Origin of the sequence: Duganella sp. 1224, assembly GCF_013408245.1 — a bacterium.
In the GTDB taxonomy this organism is placed as follows: domain Bacteria; phylum Pseudomonadota; class Gammaproteobacteria; order Burkholderiales; family Burkholderiaceae_D; genus Rugamonas.
Window position 1 is genome coordinate 2,633,454 of record NZ_JACBYS010000001.1, and the last position, 18,366, is coordinate 2,651,819.

Consider the following 18,366-nt stretch of genomic DNA (forward strand, 5'->3'; position numbering starts at 1 on the left):
ATGGACTCTACCCGCAAGCAACGCATACTGATAGTCGATGACGACAGCGCGGTGCAGGTGTCGCTGGCCCTGCTGCTCAAGCAGTCGGGCTACGAGGCCCTGTGCGCCGATGGCCCGCAACCAGCGCTGGCCCTGATCCAGCAGCAACCGGTCGACCTGGTGCTGCAGGACATGAACTTCTCGCTGCGCACCAGCGGCGAGGAAGGCCTGCAACTGCTGGCCGAGCTGCGCGCCGCGCAGCCCGCGCTGCCGGTGCTGCTGATGACCGCCTGGGGCTCGATCGCGCTGGCGGTGCGCGGCATGCAGGCCGGCGCCGCCAACTTCTTCACCAAGCCGTGGGACAACACCCAGTTGGCCGAGCTGATCCGCACCACGCTGGAGGCGGCCACGCCGGCCGCGCCGGCCGCCAGCGGCAGCGCCGCGCGCCAGGCGCTCGACGCGCAGTTCGACTTCGGCGGCATCGTCGGCGAACATCCGCGCCTGCTGAAGGTGCTGACCACCATCGGCCAGGTGGCCAACACGCGCGCGCCGGTGCTGATCCTCGGCGAAAGCGGCTGCGGCAAGGAGCTGATTGCCGACGCCATCCACCGCAACAGCCAGCGCGCAAGCCAGCCCATCGTCAAGATCAACATGGGCGCGATCACGCCCACGCTGTTTGAAAGCGAGATGTTCGGCCACGTACGCGGCGCCTTTACCGACGCCCGCAGCGACCGCAAGGGCCACATCGCCAGCGCCAACGGCGGCACGCTGTTCCTCGACGAGATCGGCGAACTGAATCGCGCCGACCAGGTCAAACTGTTGCGCGTGCTGCAGGACCAAACCTACCAGCCGGTGGGCGCCAGCCGCAGCGAAAAGGCCGACGTGCGCGTGGTGTCCGCCACCAATCGCGAGCTGGCCGAGCTGGTGGCCGGCGGCGAGTTCCGCGAAGACCTGTTCTACCGGCTCAACCTGATCACCATCCGCCTGCCGCCGTTGCGCGAGCGGCGCAGCGACATTCCGCTGCTGGCGCGCCACATCCTTGGCGAAGTGGCGGCCAGCTACGGTTTGCCGTCGGCGACGATCGCGCCGCAGGCGCTGGAGTGGCTGAGCGCGCAGCCGTGGCCGGGCAATATCCGCCAGCTCAAGCAGACGCTGGAGCGCACCTTGCTGCTGGTCGGCCGCAGCGAGCTGCGGCAGGCCGACTTCGTGGCCGCCGAGCAGCACGAGCATGGCGGCGCGCTGGGGGCGCAACGGCTGGGCGTGGACGGCATGACGCTGGAACAGGTCGAGCGCCACATGATTGCGCACGCGCTGGAACAGCACCACGGCAATATCTCGCGCGTGGCCAAGGCATTGGGACTGAGCCGCACGGCGCTGTACCGGCGCCTGGAGCGGCACGGCCTCGGCGGCGCGCCGGATGGCGAAGCGCCGCCATGAGCCTGCGCTGGCGCTTGTACGCCTATCTGATCGCTGCGCATCTGCTGTTCCTCGGAATCACCGTGGTGCTGTTCCGCACCGAGCCGGCGCTGATGCTGGGGCTGGAGGCGCTGGTGTTGCTCAGCCTGGCGCTGGGCGTACGGCTGATCCGGCGCGCGCTGGAGCCGCTGGGCTACACGCGCCACTTCCACGACCTGCTGCAGGACCAGCATTACGCCGCCCGCCTGCAACACAGCACCGACCAGGAACTGAACGAGCTGGTGCAGCTATTCAACACCATGCTGGGCGCGCTGTACCAGGAGCGCCTGCAGATCGGCGAGCAGCAGGGTTTTCTCGACAAGCTGCTGGAAGCCACGCCCAGCGCGGTGATCGTGTTCGACTTCGACGGCCGCATCAGCCTGCTCAACGCCAGCGCGCAAGCGCTGCCGGGCCTGCACGACGCGCGCGGCGCCACGCTGGCCGACCGCGCGCAGGCGGCGGACGCCGGCGACGCCGGCCTGCTGGCGCAGCTGGACGCGCTGCCGCTGGGCGAATCGCAACTGCTGACCGACACCGATGGCCGCCGCTACCGGGGCCAGCGCGGCCATTTTTACGATCGCGGCTTCGCCCGCCACTTCCTGCTGGTCGAGGAGCTGACCGAGGAACTGGAAAGTTCGGAAAAAGCCACCTACGACAAGCTGATCCGCGTGCTGGCGCACGAGGTCAACAACACGGTGGCGGCCACCGGTTCGGTACTGGATTCGCTGCTGTATTACCGCAGCCAGTTGGCCGCGCGCGACAGCGAAGATTTCAGCACGGCGATCCTGGCGGTGCAGCGCCGCAACGCCAGCCTGGGCGAGTTCATCGAGCGCTTTACGCGCGTGGTCAAGATGCCGGCGCCGGAACTGCGCCCGGCCGCCGTGCACGACATCATGGACGACATCCTCTACCTGTACCGCGAGCAATGCCGCAGCCGTGGCATCAGCATCGCCTGGGGCCGCTGCGACGCGGTGCCGGCCATCGCCATGGACCGGCATCTGATGGAACAGGCGCTGCTGAACGTGGTCAAGAATGCGATGGAGGCGGTGGAAGCCAGCGCCGGCGCCGGCAATGAACGGCGCATCGTCTTCGAACTGGCGCACGAGGGCGGCCGCGTGCGCCTGTCGGTGATCGACAGCGCGGACCTGCTAGGCGAGGTGCCGGCACGGCAGTTGTTCACGCCGTTCTTCACCACCAAGAAAGGCGGCCAGGGCATCGGCCTGCTGTTCGTGCGCGAAGTGCTCAACCGCCACGGCTTCGCCTACCGGCTGGCGGCCACCGGCAACGGCGCCACCAGCTTCGATTTGTGGATGACGGCGTAAGCCGCGCCGACCACGCCGGCGGCCGCGCCCGCCGTCAGAATTCTTCCCAGTCGCCGTCGCCGCTGGACACCGTGCTCAGGCGTTTCTGCGGCTTGGCCGGCGTGGCCACCGCCGCCGCTGGCGCCGGGCGCGTCATCGCTGGCCGGGCCGGCTTGACCGCCGCCAGCCGCGCCGCCGTCGGCCTGGTCACCGGCGCAGACCCGGGCGCTGGCACGCGCGCCGCTGGGGACGTCGACGCGGACGCGGCGCCGCCGTGATTGCCCTCCAGCCGGAAAATGCTCACCACCTGCTCCAGGTTGGCCGCCTGAGTCTGCATCGCCTCTGCCGCGGCGGCGGCCTCCTCCACCAGCGCCGCGTTCTGCTGCGTCACCGTATCCATCTCGCTGACCGCCTGGTTGATCTGCTCGATGCCGGCGCTCTGCTCGTCGCCGGCGGTGGAAATCTCCGCCATGATATCGGTCACGCGCTGCACGCTGGCCACCACCTGATCCATGGTCTGGCCGGCCTGCTCCACCAGCTTGCTGCCGATCTCCACCTTTTCCACCGAATCGCCGATCAGCTCCTTGATCTCCTTGGCGGCCGAGGCCGAGCGCTGCGCCAGCGTGCGCACCTCCGACGCCACCACCGCGAAACCACGCCCCTGCTCGCCGGCACGCGCGGCCTCCACCGCCGCGTTCAGCGCCAGGATATTGGTCTGGAAGGCGATGCCGTCGATCACCGCAATGATGTCGACGATCTTGCGCGACGAATCGTTGATGGCGCCCATCGTATCCACCACCTGCGACACCACCGCCCCGCCCTGCTGCGCCACCGCCGACGCCGACTGCGCCAGCTGGTTGGCCTGGCGCGCGTTGTCGTTGTTGGCGCGCACCGCGCTGGTCAGCTCCTCCATCGACGACGCCGTCTCCTCCAGGCTGGAGGCCTGCTGCTCGGTGCGCGCCGACAAGTCCTGGTTGCCGCTGGCGATCTGGCTCGACGCCGACGCGATCGTCTCGGTGCCGACGCGCACCTCGGCCACGATACGCGCCAGCGCGTCGCGCATCATCTTCATCGCGTGCAGCATGCTGTGGGTGTCGTTGTTGCGGGTATCGACCGACACCGTCAGATCGCCGGCGGCGATGCGGCCAGCGATCTCCGCCGCGTAATCCGGCTCGCCGCCCAGCTGGCGCAACAGACCGCGCGCAATGCGCGCCGCCGCCACCGCGCCGACCGCGATCGCCAGCCCGCTCAACACCAGCATCAGCACCCGCGCGCGCTGGTAGGCGGCGCTCGCCTCGGCCGCGTCGGCCTGGTTGGTGGCCTTTTGCAGCGCCGCGTATTCGTCCATGGTGTCCTGCCAGACCTGCGTGGCCGGGCCCGCCTGCTTCATCAGCACCTGCGTGGCCTCCTCATCCTTGTTCTGCAGCGCCAGCTCGAAGACCTTGTCGTTCAGCGGACGCGCGGTCTTTTGCAGGTCGAGAATGCGGGCGCGGATCTCGATGCCCTTGGCCGTGGCCGGCATCTTGCCCAGTTGCTCGACCGAGGCGTTGTAGTTGGCGCGCGCCTTGCTGACTTTTTCCAGCTCCGTGCGGATGGCCGCCTCATCGTTCAGCAGCACCACCGAGCGCGCCACGCGGGCGACGATGTGGACCGACTCCGACATCTCGTTGACCAACTCGGTCTTGACCGCGTTTTCGTTGACGATTCTTTCCAGCTTGGCATGAATCGTGCTCATATTGAACACGCCCAGCATGGCCACCAGTAACAGCAGCACCAGCACCAGTCCGAAACCCAGGCCGAGCCGGGTACCAACTTTCATGTTTGCAGTAGCCATGCGACGCGCTCCTCGAAAAGTGAGAGCTAAATTGTACGCCTACAACCTTCGTGTAGTTTTATTTAATTGCTTAAAGAAAACAACTTACAACAGTTCTATATACCGATTTCGCATAGTTATATAGCCAAATATTCGCTAAACCATTTATGAGCGCAGATAAAATGCACGATCGGTTACAACAAAGTCGTAAAGGACAGCCATGGCAATCAATGTGATCCTCAATCTGCTGGCGGCGCTGGCGCTGATCGGTCTGCTGTATGCGCAGCAGCGCCGGCACGGCTCGTTTTCGGTGCGCGTCTTCACCGGCATGGGGCTGGGCGTGGTGCTGGGGGCGGTGCTGCAGGCCATCTACGGCGCCGGCTCGGCCGAACTGAAGACCACCAGCGACTATCTGGACATCGTCGGCACCGGCTACGTCAAGCTGCTGCAGATGATCATCATGCCGCTGATTATGGTGTCGATCATTTCCGCCATCCTCAAGCTGAAGGGCATCAACTCGCTGGGCAAGATCAGCGCGCTGACCATCGGCACGCTGATGATCACCACGCTGATCGCCGCCAGCATCGGCATCGTCATGGCCAAGCTGTTCCACCTGAGCGCGGTCGGCCTGACCGCTTCGGCGGCCGACATCGCGCGCGGCGTCTACCTGCAGGGCAAGGTCGAGACGGCGCAGGCGATTTCGCTGCCGAGCATGCTGCTGAGTTTTATTCCGGCCAATCCCTTTCTCGACCTGACCGGCGGCCGCAAGACCTCGACCATCGCGGTGGTGATCTTCTCGGTGTTCATCGGCATCGCCGCCACCGGCATCCATGACAAAAAGCCGGACATTTACGCCTCGTTCGAGCGCTTCATCCAGGTGGCGCACGCGATCGTGATGCGCATCGTCACGCTGGTGCTGCGGCTGACGCCGTACGGCGTGTTCGCGCTGATGGCGCAGGTGGTGTCGACCTCCAGCTATACCGACATCCTGCACCTGATCGACTTCGTGCTGGCCTCGTACAGCGCGCTGTTGCTGATGTTCGTGGTGCACTTGCTGATCGTCTCCGGCCTGGGGCTGAATCCGCTGCGCTGGACCAAAAAAATCCTGCCGCTGCTGACCTTTGCCTTCACCTCGCGCAGCAGCGCCGGCGCCATTCCGATGAGCGTGCAGACGCAGACGCAGCGCCTGGGCACGTCGGAAGGCATCGCCAACTTCGCCGCCTCGTTTGGCGCCACCATCGGCCAGAACGGCTGCGCCGGCATTTACCCGGCCATGCTGGCGGTGATGATTGCGCCGACCGTGGGCGTGGACCCGTTTACCATCGGCTTCATCGCGCCGCTGCTGGCGATTATTACGATAGGCTCGGTGGGGGTGGCGGGCGTGGGTGGGGGCGCCACGTTTGCGGCGCTGATCGTGCTATCGTCGATGAATCTGCCGGTGGCGCTGGCCGGCCTGCTGATTTCCATCGAACCGCTGATCGACATGGGCCGCACCGCGCTCAACGTCAGCGGCTCGGTGACCGCCGGCGCGGTGGCCAGCCGGGTGCTGGGCGAGACCGATGTGGCGGTCTTCAACAGCGACGTCGAACCGCCGCTCGACAGCGAGCGCAAGGCCGCCTGACAAGGCAGGGAACCGCCGGCCTGCCAGCGGGGTCTAATTTTTTCTTTTAGCTGAAAGGAGAAATGATGACTACGCTTTCCCACTCCATCAAGATGCTGCTGGGCGCGGCGCTGGCGGTCACGCTGCTGGGCGCCTGCAACAAGCGTCCGGCGGACCAGCCGCAATCCCCCACCACCGCCACCCCCGACACCAGCGGCTCGCCGGCTGGCGGGGGAAGCGCGACCGGTGGCACGGGCACTGGAAGCACCACACCGCCGCCGCAACAGCAGACACCGCCTTCCGGTGGCGCCAACCAGCGATAGCATGCGGCACACCCCCAACCCGCACACCGCTGCGGCCAGGGTCTGACCCCGTACGGGGTCAGACCCTTTCGGTTGGGGTGCTGCGCGCGTTAGAACTTGTAGTTGTACGACAGGCCGATCAGCGACAGATGGGTCTGGTACAAGCCGCGCGTGGTTTCGCCGTTGCCGGTGCAGCTGGTGGCCAGCGGGTTGCACAGGTTGGTGTAGTTGATCTTGGCATCCTTGAAGTCCAGGAAGCTGTACGCCAGATCAATCGACGAACGCGGGCTCAGCTTCCAGTTGGCGCCGATCGAGTACTGCATGCGGTCGCTGTCCGGCAGCGCTGGGTGGGTCAGCTCGGCGCTCTTGACCGGCGACTCGTCGTAGGCGATGCCGCCGCGCAGCGTCAGGTTGTCGTTGTAGGCGTAGTTGCCGCCCAGCGATACGCGCACCGTGTTCTTCCACTGCTGACGGATCACTTCCGCGCCTTCGCCGGTGCCCGGGAATTGAATGTCCAGGTCGCCCATGCGGTTGTTGCGGGTGAAGGTCACGTCGGCCATGCCGGCCCACTTCGCATTGAACTGGTGGAACACGTTGGCCGACAGCGTTTCCGGCGTGCGCAGCTGCACCAGCGCGGCCGAGTTGGCCTTGTGCGAGGCGGCCTGCAGCACCTGGTTGACGATCGGATCGCTGGTCACCTTCGAGAAGTCCCAGACCGTGCTGCCCTTCAGCGAGTGCGCCACCGACGAGCGGTAGGCCAGGCCGAAGCGGGTGTTCTCGTCCAGCGTGTACATATAGCCCAGGTTGAAGCCCCAGCCCCAGTCCTTGCCGTCGTTGGCGCCGTGGGCGTCGCCCGCCGTGCGCAGCAGCGCCGGGTTGCCGCCCAGCGCGGCGATCTGGCGAATCAGCAGCGCGCCCTGCGCCGCGCCGGCGCCGCTCGACAGCGCGGCGATCGAGCCCGGCACGTCCACGGCCTGGCCCAGTTCGGCCTTCATGAACTCGGCGTCGATGCCGAAGCCGAAGGCGTGGTGTTCATTCAGCTTCCACGCCACCGACGGGTTCAGCGTGATCGCTTCCAGCTTGATGTTGGACAGCGCGTAGCGGCCGTTCCAGGTGTCGCCGTAGTTCAGCTTGGCGCCGTAGGGCACGAACAGGCCCAGGCCGGCGGTCCACTGGTCGTTCAGCTTCTTGCTGACGTACAGCGACGGCGCGGTCACCGAATCCGGCGCGTAGTCCTTGGCCGGGGTGCCGCCGGTCGGCGCGCCGGTGAAGTGGGTCGAGCCGGTGTCGTTGTAGGTCGAGTGCGGCACGACCACGGTGGCGCCGACGCTGATCTGGGTGCCGTCCAGGCGGCTCAGGCCGGCCGGGTTGTAAAAGATGGTCGAGGCGTCGGCCGCTTCGGCGCCGTTGGCGTCGGCCGTGCCCTGGCCGGAAATGCTCTGCGAACCGAAACGGTAACCGGACGCGTTGGCGCCCATCGACAGGGTGCCGAGGGCGGCGGCCAGGATCAGGGGGAGGTATTTGGGCTGCATGAAGGTCTCGCTTTATGAATTGGTTATAGTCCCGGACTCGTGCGGTACGGGAAGGCCAGCAGCATACTACACAAATAAAACAACGCAAAAGGCAAGACGTTAGAGGGCGAATACTAATTAAGACCTTGAAACCGAGCACTTGCTCTGCATCGGGAGCGTAAAAAAAGGGCCCGCAGGCCCTTTCTTTAAGTTAAGCAATTGTTTCTTTAGGCAATTTTTCGTTCCTGCTCGGCCGGCGGCGCCGGCGGCGTCTTGCGGCCCAGCACCTTGCGCACCAACCACATCACCGAGCGGTAGACGAAGCGCAGCAGCACCAGGAACAGGATGGCCTCGACCACGATCGACAGCACCGCCAGCACCATGCCGTAGCGCTCGGCGCGACGCTGCAGCTTGAGCAGCGCGCTGTCCTTCTTGATCTCGATGCTGTCGTAGAAGGTCGGCACCATCAGCAGGGTCAGCAGGGTCGAGGTGATGGTGCCGCCGATAATAGCGATCGCCATCGGACGGTAGAACTCGCCCCCCTCGCCCAGGCCCAGCGCCACCGGGAACATGCCGGCGATCAGCGCGAAGGTGGTCATCAGGATCGGCCGCAGGCGCATGCGGCCGGCGTACATCAGCGAGTCCTCGCGGCTGAAGCCTTCCTCCTGGCGCTTGCGCGCCGCGTCCAGCAGCAGGATGGCGTTCTTCGCCACCAGGCCCATCAGCATGATCACGCCGATCAGGCTCATCAGGTTAATCGTGCTGTTGGTGGCCAGCAGGCCCAGCACCACGCCGATCAGCGACAGCGGCAGCGACAGCATCACCGCGATCGGCGCCGTGAAGGAACCGAACTGCATCACCAGGATCAGGTACATCAGGCCGACGCCGGCCACCAGCGCGATCGCCATGGCGCCGAACACTTCCTGCATGTCCTTGCCGGCGCCGCCCAGCGCCAGGCCGTAACCGGGCGGGAAGTCGATGTCCTTGACCAGCTTCATGGCGTCGGTGGTCACCTCGCCCGGCGAGCGGCCCTCGACGTTGGCGGTGACGGTGATGACGCGCTTGCCATCCTTGTGCTTGATGGTGGACGGGCCCTTGCCCATGGTCACCTCGGCGATCTGCTCCAGCGGCACCATCTGGTTGGTGCCCACCACCGAGATCGGCAGGCGCTCGATGTTCTCGGCGCTGGTGCGGTCTTCCGGCGCCAGGCGCACCGCGACGTCGCGCGATTCGCCGGTCGGGTCGACCCAGTCGCCCACCTCGATGCCGGCAAACGCCACGCGCAGGGCCTGCGCCGCGTCGCCGGTGGCGATGCCCATCGAGTTGGCCAGGCCGCGGTTGAGCACGATCTGCAGCTCGTCCTTCGGATCCATCTCGGACAGGCCGACGTCGACCGCGCCCGGCACCCGGCGCAGCCGGTCCATGAAGGCGTTGGTGATTTCCATCAGCTTGCGCGAATCGGTGCCGGTGAATTCGATCTGCACCGGCTTGCGGGCGCCATTGCTGAGGTCGTCCAGCACCGTGTACTCGGCGCCGACCAGCCCGGCCAGCTTCTCGCGCAGCTCCTTGGCAACCTCGACCGCACCGCGCTTGCGCTCGGTCTTCTTGCCGATGTCGACATAGATGCGGCCGCCGCTGAGGTTGACGTAGCTATTGGTTTCCTTGGTTTCCTTGATGCCGCGCGCGATCACCGCCGCCTTTTCCAGCTTCAGGCGCGAATATTCCAGCGACGACGACGACGGCGTGCGCACGTCAATCGCGATGGTGCCCCAGTCGGACGCCGGCACGAAGCTGGCGCCGCCGTATTTACCCTGCAGGAACAGCGCGCCGACGAAGGTGGCGATGGCGATCACGGCCATCGAGCGGCGGTGGTGCAGCGCCCAGGCGATCACGTGGCCGTAGCGGTCGGACTGGTGGTCGAACCAGTGGTTGAACTTGGCGAAATACTTTTCGATGCCGCGGCGCGGCGCGTCGTGGTGGTCCGGCGGGTCGCCCCAGAAGGCCGACAGCATCGGGTCCAGCGTGAACGAAATCACCAGCGACACCGCCACCGAGCAGGTCACGGTCAGCGCGAACGGCCGGAACCATTCGCCGGTGATGCCCGGCATGAAGGCCACCGGAATGAACACCGCCATGATCGAGAAGGTGGTGGCAGCCACCGCCATGCCGATCTCGGCCGTGCCTTTCAGCGCGGCGGTGCGGCGGTCGGCGCCCATCTGCATGTGGCGCACGATGTTTTCCCGCACCACGATGGCGTCGTCGATCAGCACGCCGATCGCCAGCGACAGGCCGAGCAGCGTCATGAAGTTCAGCGTGAAGCCGCACAGCCAGACGCCGATGAAGGCCGCCAGCACCGAGGTCGGCAGCGACAGCGCGGTGATCAGCGTCGAGCGCCACGAGTTGAGGAAGGCGTACACCACGAAGATGGTCAGGCCGGCGCCGAACACCAGCGATTCGATCACGTTGTTGAGGCTGCTCTCAGCGTTTTCGCCGTCATCCTCGGTCACCTCCAGCTTGGTGCCGGCCGGCATTTCCTTCTGCATTTCCTTGGCCATGTCGCGGATTTTCTTGGCCACCGTCACGGTCGAGGCGTCGCGCGAGCGGGTGATCGAGATGCCGACGTTGGGTTTGCCGGAGCGCACGCTCAGGCTGTTGACTTCGGCAAAGCCGTCCTCGATGGTGGCCACCTGCGACAGGCGCACCAGCTCGCTGCCATTGCGCTTGACCACCACCTGCTGGAACTCCTCCGGCCGCTCGATGCGGCCGACCAGGCGGATGCTCTTCTCGTCGAGGTCGCCGCGCACCTTGCCCACCGGCGCGTTGGCGTTCTGGTTGCGCAGCGCGTTGACCACGTCGCCCACCGAGACATTGTATTCGCGCAGCTTCTCGGCCTTCAGCAGCACGCTCAGCTCGCGCTTCAGCGAGCCGTCGATGTTGACCGAGGCCACGCCGTCGATGCTGCGGAAGCGGTCGGCCAGCTTGTCCTCGGCCAGGCGCGAGATCTCGGCGTGGGTCTGGGTGCTGGTCGACAGCGCCAGCTGCATCACCGGCTGCGCCGACGGGTCGATGCGCTGCAGGATCGGCTCGCGCATCTCGGTCGGCAGCTTGTAGCGCACCGCCGCGATGGCGTTGCGGATCTCGTCCGAGGCCTCGATCAGGTTCTTGTTGAACGAGAACTTGATGAAGATGCTGGCCGCGCTTTCCTGCGCCGTGCTGTTGATCTCGGTGACGCCGGTGATCGAGTTCAGCGATTTTTCCAGGCGGTTGATGATCTCGCGCTCGACCGTTTCCGGCGAGGCGCCCGGGTACGGAATGTTGACCACGATGAACGGCACTTCGACGTCCGGGTTCTGGTTGACCCGCAGCTTGCTCAGGGCCATCAGGCCCAGGCACATCATCGCGACGATCAGCACGATCGTGGCGATGGGTTTCTTGACACTAAAATCTGAGAGGAACATGGCGATTTATCCTGTTTATTTTTCCGACACTTTCGGCGTCGAGGCCGAGGCCACCGCCTTCGGCGTGCTGAGTTCGACTTTCTGGCCATCCTTGAAGCCGGAGGCCGGCACGCGCACCACCATGTCGCCCGACTGCAGGCCGCTCAGCACCTGCCAGCGGCCGGTGCGCTCGTCGCGCGTGCCGATGGTCAGCGGCACCTTGGCCAGCGTGCCGCCCTTGATGCGCCACACATAGTTGCTGTCGCCGGCCTGCACCAGCGCCGACGGCGGTATCATCAGCGACGACGTGGTCTGCGCCTCGACCCGGCCCTCGGCGTACAGGCCGGCCACGCCGGGGCGCACATTGTCGGCGAAGTCGACCAGCACCTCGACCTGGCGGGTGACCGCGTTGGCGGCCGGGTCGACGCGCTTGACCTTGCCGTTGAACTGCTTGTCGGGGTAGCCGTTGACGCGGAACAGCACCGGCTGGCCGACCTTGACCACGCCGATCTTGTCGGCCGACACCAGGCCCTCGAAACGCATGCTGGACGGGTCGATCACCTTGATCAGCTCCTTGCCAACCTGGGCGGTGTCGCCGTTGGACACCTTGCGCTCGCTGACGATGCCGTCGAACGGCGCGCGCACCACGGTGCGGGTCAGCTGCTGGCGCGCCGACACCGAGCGCGAGCGGGCCGCCGCCAGGTCGCTCTGGGCGTTGTTGCGGCGCACCTCGGCGTCCTCCAGCGCGGTGGTCGACACCATGCCGGACGCCAACAGGGTTTTCTGGCGCTCATACATGCGCTGGGTCTGGGCCAGGGTCTGCTCGGCGGCGCGGGTGGCCTCCTCGGCCGAGGTCAGGCTGTCGCGGATCGAGGTCTCGTCCAGGCGCAGCAGCACGTCGCCCTTTTTCACTGTTTCGCCGTTTTCCTTCAGCACCTGCATGACGATGGCGCCGACTTCGGCGCGCAGATCGGCGCGGCGCTCGGGCTGGATCGAGCCGGTGATGACCGGGCCGGACGCCAGCGCGTCGGACTGGATGGTCAGCGTGTCTTCCGGCGCCATCTGCAAGGTCACTTTTTTCTCGTCTTTGGCTGCGCTGGCCGAGGCGGAAGCACTGGCGCCTTTCTCAGGCTCCTTGGCTGATTTGCCGCAAGCCACCAGGGCAGAGGCAATGGCAAGAGCGAACAGGGTTTTGCGCAACATAAAGTTCTCCGAGAAGTATTGAAGTGCTTCTTAAAATTTTAGCCAGACTACAGGGCACGGAGTATCCGCGACCAGCGTTATCAGGTCAATCACAGTGCGACGGACGGCAGAATTTGTGGCTGAAATGCCGAATACGGGGATGAACGGTAAAGCTGGGGAGGGAGATGTGTCCGCTAGCGGACAGCCGGGCGGACACGGTCCGGCCCGGCGCTGGCGGGCTTAGCCGCGGCCGAAGCAGGCGTGGACGAGGTGGCCGATGGCAATGCCGGTGGCCAGGCCGCCGGCGATTTCCACCAGCGTGTGGCCCATGCGCTCGCGCAGCCACTTGTGGCCGCCATCCTCGCCGGCCAGGCGGTTGATGGCGGCGGCCTGCTTGCCGACGTGCTGGCGCAGGCTGTTGGCGTCGATGATGACAATAAAGCACAACGTCACCGCCACGCCGAAGGCCGGATGGCCGATGCCCTCGCGCAGCGCGATCAGCGTCGCCATGCTGGACACCACGGCGCTGTGATTGCTCGGAAAACCGCCGTTGCCGACCAGATTAAAGGCCCATTTGCGCGCTTTGACACTATTAATCAGAAACTTGATCGGCCCCACCGTGATCCAGGTAATCAGCGGCGTGACGAGGTAAGCGATGTCCATCGTTATATCCTTAACATTTTTGTGGCGACATTATGGCAGATGGCCCCCCAGCGGCGGAAGCAAGTAATATAAAATTCACCCCATTGCCCCCATTTCAATAAAGACAACCATGCAACACTTCAGGATTTCCTTCGCCGTCACTTTCATCCTCCTGGCGCTGGCCGGCTGGTGGGGCTACAACCATGGCGGCGCCGGCGGGCTGGCGCAGGCGCTGTGGGTGGCCGCCGTGCTGGGCATCATGGAAGTATCGCTGTCGTTCGACAACGCCGTGGTCAACGCCTCGGTGCTGCGCCACTGGAACGAATTCTGGCGCAAGCTGTTCCTGACGGTCGGCATCCTGGTGGCGGTGTTCGGCATGCGGCTGATCTTCCCGCTGCTGATCGTCTCCATGGCCACCGGCCTCGGCCTGCTGGAAGTGTGGCACATGGCCACCACCACGCCCGAGTTGTACTCAAAGTACCTGACCGGCGCGCACGCCGAGGTGGCCGCGTTCGGCGGCGCCTTTCTGCTGCTGGTGTTCCTCAACTTCCTGTTCGACGACCAGAAAGCGCTGCACTGGCTGGGCTGGATCGAGGAAAAACTGGGCCAGCACGGCAGCGAAAGCCTGGCCGTGCTGCTGGCGCTGGCGGCGGTGTTCGGCTGCGTGGCGCTGGTGCCGGCCGGCGAACAATACAAGGTGCTGGTGGCCGGCGTGGTCGGCGTCATCGTCTACCTGGCGGTCGGCTGGATCAGCTCGCTGCTGGAGGAGGAAGAGCCCAAGGACGATGACGATGACACCACCGAGGCCGGCGTGGCGCCCATCGTCGCCACCGTTGCCAAGGGCAGCTTCGGCGGCTTCCTGTACCTGGAGGTGCTGGACGCCTCGTTCAGCTTTGACGGCGTGATCGGCGCCTTCGCCATCACCACCGATGTCGTCATCATCATGCTGGGGCTGGCGATCGGCGCCATGTTCGTGCGCTCGCTGACGGTATTCCTGGTGCACAAGGGCACGCTGGACGAATACGTCTACCTGGAGCATGGCGCCCACTACGCCATCGGCATCCTGGCGCTGATCATGCTGGCCAGCGTCAAGTACCACATTCCCGAATGGTTCACCGGGCTGTCCGGCGTGGCCTTCATCGCGGTGTCGCTGTGGTCGTCGGTGCGCTACAAGCGCCGCAACGGCGCGTGATACCATCCCCTCGTCGCAACCACCGGGCTCACCATGACCACATCCAAACGCGTATTCCTGACCTTCCTCGGCCTGCTGGTGGCCGCCCTGCTGCTGCTGGCCGCCTACACCTGGGCCATGCTGCACGTCTCCTACTCCGATGGCGAACGCGCCGGCTACCTGCAAAAATTCTCCACGCGCGGCTGGGTGTGCAAGACCTGGGAAGGCGAAATCCTGCTGACCTCGATGCCGGGCGCGATTCCGGAAAAGTTCGAATTCAGCGTGCGCGACCCGCAGGTCGCCAAGGACCTGACCGCCGCCACTGGCAAGCGCGTCATCCTCACCTACGCCCAGCACAAGGGCGTGCCGACCCAGTGCTTCGGTGAAACCGAGTATTACATCATCAAGGTCGCCGTCCAGCCATAGCAATATGGCAATAATGCCGTTTTCGCTATCGTAGGACGGCTTTTTTTGATTTCCGGTACACTCAGCCCTTTGCCGGACATCAATTAATCCCCATGCAACGAATTCTCTTAGGTGCGGTGGCGCTGGTCGCCGCAGCCAGCGTACCGGCGCAGGAACTGACCGGCTACGCCGGGGCGCTGCGCGTCAACGCATCCCACCAGCGTACCTTCACCGGCGCCGTATCGTTCACCAATCCGGTCAATGACCACCTGGCGCTGAGCCTGAGCTACCTGAACGAAGGCCACCCGACCGATCACCACCGCGACGGCGTGGCAGCCCAGGTGTGGCTGCGGACCGGCTACAACCAGCCCGGCTGGACCTTCGGCGCCGGCGCCGGCCAGTACTACTACTTCGACACGACCGAGCTGCACAGCGACGGCCCGACCAAGTACACCAATGACCACGGCTGGGCCGGCATCTACAGCGTGCAGGCGACCTACCACTACCCGGACAGCCGCTGGTACAACCAGGTGCAGATCAACCGCATCGCGCCGAGCGGCAAGGACGCCACCACCTCGCTGGTGTTTGGCGTCGGCTACCAGTTCAACGGCGTCAAGGGCGACAAGCTGCACAAGGAAGACGCGGCAACCGACGAAGCGATCACCGTCATGGCCGGCCAGGGCATCACCAACAGCCTGGACTCGGAGCGGGCGCGGATCGCGGCGATTGAATACCGGCGCGCGGTCGGCCGCTATGTGGACTGGACGGTAACGGCCATCAACGAAGGCAACACGCCGCAAAGCAAGCGCAACGGCGTGGCCACGCAGCTGTGGCTGATCCGTTCGCTGAGTCAGACGGTGGAAATCGGCATGGGCGCGGGCTTTTACTTCAACGCCAAGGTGCCGGAAGCCGAAGGCCAGCGCTCGCACAAGGCCGGGCTGGTCAGCATTGGCGGGCGCTACCACCTGACCAGGCGGGTGGTGGCGGAAGCGACATGGAACCGCGTGGTCAGCGACTACCACCGCGACGCCGACCTCTTCCTCGCCGGCCTCGGCTACAGTTTCTAAACGCCGGCCCGCTCAGTCGGGCATGTCGTTCCGGCGCACGGCGGAACCCATAGAACGCTGGCGTGAGAGATGACGCTTGCTGCGTATGGATTCCGGCCTGCGCCGGAATGACGTAGCAAATACCTGGGCACCAGGGAGATGCCGCGCCTGGTTAGCGGGCGCGCCAGACGGCTTTGCCGGCTTCGGCGGGCTGCAGCTGGCGGGCTGCTTCCTTGCGGGCGCGAGCTTCGTCCAGCGTGGCGATGTTGCCGTCGGCGGCCAGCGCTTCCTCGGCCGCCACTTTCGCCTGCACCGCCGACAGCACTTTTTGCGCGGCCGCCAGGCGCCGGGTTTCCAGTTCCAGCAGTTGCTGCTTGGCGGTCGTCATCGCGGCCGTGGTGTCGGCCACCTTGCGCTGCATGGCGGCGTGCGCCTGCGCGGTTTCCAGCAGCGCTTTCTGCGCGGCCGCCTTGTCGGCCATGGCTTGCGCGGCGTCGCGCTCGGCCTGCTCGCGCTGCTGCATCGCCTCGGCTTCGGCTTGCGCTTCGTCGGCGCGCTGGCGGGCGCTGGCGGCGACGTTCTTTTCTGCTTCCAGGCGGCCGGCGATCGCTTGCGAGGCGCGCAGCTCGGAGGCGGTGGTGATGCGCTGCTGCGTCAGTTTCTGGTCGATCAGCGCCAGCGACTTGCGCTCGGTGTCGATGAATTCGCGCTCGGCGGCCAGCAGTTCCTCGGCCTTGTCGGCCTTTTCCTGCTCCACGCGGGCGCGTTCGGCGTGCACCGCGCCCAGTTCGACCGCCAGGCGGGCTTGCACCGCCAGCGCTTGCGCGGCGATGGCTTTCTGTTCGGCTTCAGCCGAGACTTGCGCCGCCATCACGCGCGCGGCTTCGGCTTCCTGTGCGGCGGCGGCGGCCAGGCGCTGTTCGGCTTCCTGCTGCTGGCGCAGCGCTTCGGTCTGTTCACGCTCGGCGATGACGCGCTGCTGCGCGGCTTCGGTGGCGCGCTGTTCGGCGTCCAGCTTGTCTTTCAGCGCGGCGATGGCTTGCTGCTCGGCGGCGCCGCGCTCCTGCTCGGCCTTCAGCAGCGCGGCGGCATGCCCGGCGCGTTCGGCGGCCAGCACGTTGGCGGCGTTCTGCGCTTCCACGTGTTGCGCCAGGGTGGCGATTTCGGCTTGCTCGGCGGCGTTCTGGCTGGCGGCCAGCTCGGCGGCGGCGCGCGACAGCGCGGCGCGCTCGTTGGCCAGGTCCATCGCGCGCTGCTGTTCCAGGCTGTCGGCACGGGCGGCTTCGGCGGCGGCGGCGTCGGCCGCCTGGCGCTGCCTGGCCTGGTCCAGCGCGGCGCTTTCCGCTTCCACCTTGGTCAGCGTGGCCAGTTCGGCTTCTTCTTCCGCCTGCACGCGGGCCAGGGCGACCGCGCGCAGCTGGTTGTCGACTTCGATGCGCGCTTCGGTGGCGGCCAGGATGCGGGCGTCGGCCTCGCGGCGCGCTTGCGCGCTGGCGGCGGCCACGGCTTCCATGCGCTCGCGGTGGATGGCGGCGTCACGGATTTCCTTTTCGGTTTGCAGGCGCAGGCGCAGCGATTGCGCGGCGCTGTGCTCGGATTCGGCCTTGGCCAGGGCGATCTGTTCGCGCTCTTGCTCCAGGTGGGCCAGCGCGCGCGCCTCTTCCAGCGCGCGCACTTCGGCGGCCGAGCGGTTGAAGGCGGCTTCCAGCGCGATCTTGTCGGCGCGTTCGCGCTGCTTGGTCAGTTCCAGCGCTTCGGCTTCGGCTTCGGCCAGTTGCTGCGCGGTCTGGCGGGCGGCGGCGGCGTGGCGCTCGCGCTCGCGCGCCAGCGTGGCGACGCGGGCGTCGGCCGAGGCGATGCCGACCACTTCTTCCTTGGCGGCCTGCACGGCGGCGACGCGCTCGGCGGCCTGCAGGCGGGCCTGTTCGGTCTCCGCCTGCAGCTCGGCGGCGGCGCGCGATGCCTGCTCGGCCAGCTCGGCTTCGGTGGCGATTTGTTCGTGGGCGCGCTTGCGGCTTTCTTGTTCGGCCTTGGCGCGCTCCTCGGCGGCCAGGCGGATCTGGTTGTCGGCCTCGGCGCGGGCGCGCAGTTCGGCGGTTTCCTGCTTGACCGCGTCCAGCCGGGCGACGCTGGCCTGGGCGGCGGCGCGCAGCGATTCCAGGCGCTCCTTGTTGGCGGCGATCGCCGCTTCCGACGCCTGCGCGTTCTGCAGCGCGACAGCGGCGGCGGCGGCGTCCATGGCGGCGCGGTCTTCGGCCAGCGCGCGGGCGCGCGCCTCGGCGTGGGCGCGGCTCTCGGCAGCGCAGGCGGCCTTGGCTTCGGCTTCGACCCGGGCGATCGCTTCCTGGATGGCTTTCATTTCCATCGCCGCGCGCGGCAGCTGGGCCGGGACGGCGGTGTCTTCAGCATGCACGGTGGCCATCGGCAATGGCAGCAGCGTGGCGTCGTCGCGTTCTTGTTTGACCAGTTGTGCTTGCATGAGAGTCTCGCTGAGAGGTTTTCCGAGCTCTCATTATCATGTA

General features: G+C 66.4%; 13 protein-coding genes. 7 read left to right on the forward strand and 6 right to left on the reverse strand.

Translation table 11 applies throughout. From position 1 onward, the window contains the following. Together FHW58_RS11825 and FHW58_RS11830 are read left to right on the forward strand one after the other, a co-directional pair. A complete protein-coding gene (locus FHW58_RS11825; protein WP_179673170.1) occupies positions 1–1,416 on the forward strand; it encodes a sigma-54 dependent transcriptional regulator in 1,416 nt (471 codons plus the stop codon). Next, entirely contained in the window at positions 1,413–2,756 is a 1,344-nt protein-coding gene (locus FHW58_RS11830; protein WP_179673171.1) for a PAS domain-containing sensor histidine kinase, read from the forward strand. Before FHW58_RS11825 ends, FHW58_RS11830 begins: the two co-directional genes overlap by 4 nt. Positions 2,757–2,790: 34 nt before the next feature. Here FHW58_RS11830 and FHW58_RS11835 read toward each other — a convergent pair whose 3' ends face one another. Next, complete coding sequence (locus FHW58_RS11835; protein ID WP_229265141.1) at positions 2,791–4,569, reverse strand: methyl-accepting chemotaxis protein; 1,779 nt, start codon at positions 4,567–4,569, stop codon at positions 2,791–2,793. Positions 4,570–4,768: 199 nt separating this feature from the next. On the opposite strand from FHW58_RS11835, the gene FHW58_RS11840 reads away from it, so the two are divergent. After that, on the forward strand, positions 4,769–6,169 hold the full coding sequence (locus tag FHW58_RS11840) for an L-cystine transporter (RefSeq protein WP_179673172.1): 1,401 nt from the start codon (positions 4,769–4,771) through the stop codon (positions 6,167–6,169). A gap of 65 nt (positions 6,170–6,234) precedes the next feature. Continuing rightward, positions 6,235–6,471 (forward strand): hypothetical protein, encoded by a 237-nt coding sequence (locus FHW58_RS11845; protein ID WP_179673173.1) that lies wholly within the window; start codon positions 6,235–6,237, stop codon positions 6,469–6,471. Positions 6,472–6,560: 89 nt separating this feature from the next. Here the strand turns inward: FHW58_RS11845 and FHW58_RS11850 are convergent, their stop codons facing one another. The 4 genes from FHW58_RS11850 to FHW58_RS11865 form a co-directional block, all read right to left on the reverse strand. Then, positions 6,561–7,982 carry an OmpP1/FadL family transporter gene (locus tag FHW58_RS11850; protein ID WP_179673174.1) on the reverse strand — a complete coding sequence of 474 codons (1,422 nt, stop codon included), beginning with the start codon at positions 7,980–7,982 and terminating at the stop codon, positions 6,561–6,563. Between the two features lie 206 nt (positions 7,983–8,188). Then, positions 8,189–11,419: an efflux RND transporter permease subunit gene (locus tag FHW58_RS11855; RefSeq protein ID WP_179673175.1), complete on the reverse strand. Its 3,231-nt coding sequence runs from the start codon at positions 11,417–11,419 to the stop codon at positions 8,189–8,191. 15 nt (positions 11,420–11,434) lie between these two features. Further along, on the reverse strand, positions 11,435–12,601 hold the full coding sequence (locus FHW58_RS11860; RefSeq protein WP_179673176.1) for an efflux RND transporter periplasmic adaptor subunit: 1,167 nt from the start codon (positions 12,599–12,601) through the stop codon (positions 11,435–11,437). A gap of 219 nt (positions 12,602–12,820) precedes the next feature. Next, the gene (locus FHW58_RS11865; RefSeq protein WP_179673177.1) at positions 12,821–13,243 is read right to left on the reverse strand and encodes a divergent PAP2 family protein; all 423 of its coding nucleotides are present in this window, start codon (positions 13,241–13,243) and stop codon (positions 12,821–12,823) included. A gap of 109 nt (positions 13,244–13,352) precedes the next feature. On the opposite strand from FHW58_RS11865, the gene FHW58_RS11870 reads away from it, so the two are divergent. The 3 genes from FHW58_RS11870 (at position 13,353) to FHW58_RS11880 (ending at position 15,865) form a co-directional block, all read left to right on the forward strand. Next, the gene (locus FHW58_RS11870) at positions 13,353–14,414 is read left to right on the forward strand and encodes a DUF475 domain-containing protein (protein WP_179673178.1); all 1,062 of its coding nucleotides are present in this window, start codon (positions 13,353–13,355) and stop codon (positions 14,412–14,414) included. Positions 14,415–14,447: 33 nt separating this feature from the next. Beyond that, on the forward strand, positions 14,448–14,819 hold the full coding sequence (locus FHW58_RS11875; protein WP_179673179.1) for a hypothetical protein: 372 nt from the start codon (positions 14,448–14,450) through the stop codon (positions 14,817–14,819). A gap of 92 nt (positions 14,820–14,911) precedes the next feature. Next, positions 14,912–15,865 (forward strand): hypothetical protein, encoded by a 954-nt coding sequence (locus FHW58_RS11880; RefSeq protein ID WP_229265142.1) that lies wholly within the window; start codon positions 14,912–14,914, stop codon positions 15,863–15,865. A 151-nt stretch (positions 15,866–16,016) separates the two neighbouring features. Here the strand turns inward: FHW58_RS11880 and FHW58_RS11885 are convergent, their stop codons facing one another. Next, positions 16,017–18,323 carry a hypothetical protein gene (locus FHW58_RS11885; protein ID WP_229265143.1) on the reverse strand — a complete coding sequence of 769 codons (2,307 nt, stop codon included), beginning with the start codon at positions 18,321–18,323 and terminating at the stop codon, positions 16,017–16,019. Between the last annotated feature and the right edge of the window lie 43 nt (positions 18,324–18,366).

Coding starts and splice junctions, on each gene's coding strand:
- FHW58_RS11855 (WP_179673175.1), bottom strand. CDS start 11,419: ATGTTCCTCTCAGATTTTAGTGTCAAGAAACCCATCGCCACGATCGTG.
- FHW58_RS11830 (WP_179673171.1), top strand. CDS start 1,413: ATGAGCCTGCGCTGGCGCTTGTACGCCTATCTGATCGCTGCGCATCTG.
- FHW58_RS11845 (WP_179673173.1), top strand. CDS start 6,235: ATGACTACGCTTTCCCACTCCATCAAGATGCTGCTGGGCGCGGCGCTG.
- FHW58_RS11850 (WP_179673174.1), bottom strand. CDS start 7,982: ATGCAGCCCAAATACCTCCCCCTGATCCTGGCCGCCGCCCTCGGCACC.
- FHW58_RS11865 (WP_179673177.1), bottom strand. CDS start 13,243: ATGGACATCGCTTACCTCGTCACGCCGCTGATTACCTGGATCACGGTG.
- FHW58_RS11885 (WP_229265143.1), bottom strand. CDS start 18,323: ATGCAAGCACAACTGGTCAAACAAGAACGCGACGACGCCACGCTGCTG.
- FHW58_RS11870 (WP_179673178.1), top strand. CDS start 13,353: ATGCAACACTTCAGGATTTCCTTCGCCGTCACTTTCATCCTCCTGGCG.
- FHW58_RS11825 (WP_179673170.1), top strand. CDS start 1: ATGGACTCTACCCGCAAGCAACGCATACTGATAGTCGATGACGACAGC.
- FHW58_RS11880 (WP_229265142.1), top strand. CDS start 14,912: ATGCAACGAATTCTCTTAGGTGCGGTGGCGCTGGTCGCCGCAGCCAGC.
- FHW58_RS11835 (WP_229265141.1), bottom strand. CDS start 4,569: ATGGCTACTGCAAACATGAAAGTTGGTACCCGGCTCGGCCTGGGTTTC.
- FHW58_RS11840 (WP_179673172.1), top strand. CDS start 4,769: ATGGCAATCAATGTGATCCTCAATCTGCTGGCGGCGCTGGCGCTGATC.
- FHW58_RS11875 (WP_179673179.1), top strand. CDS start 14,448: ATGACCACATCCAAACGCGTATTCCTGACCTTCCTCGGCCTGCTGGTG.
- FHW58_RS11860 (WP_179673176.1), bottom strand. CDS start 12,601: ATGTTGCGCAAAACCCTGTTCGCTCTTGCCATTGCCTCTGCCCTGGTG.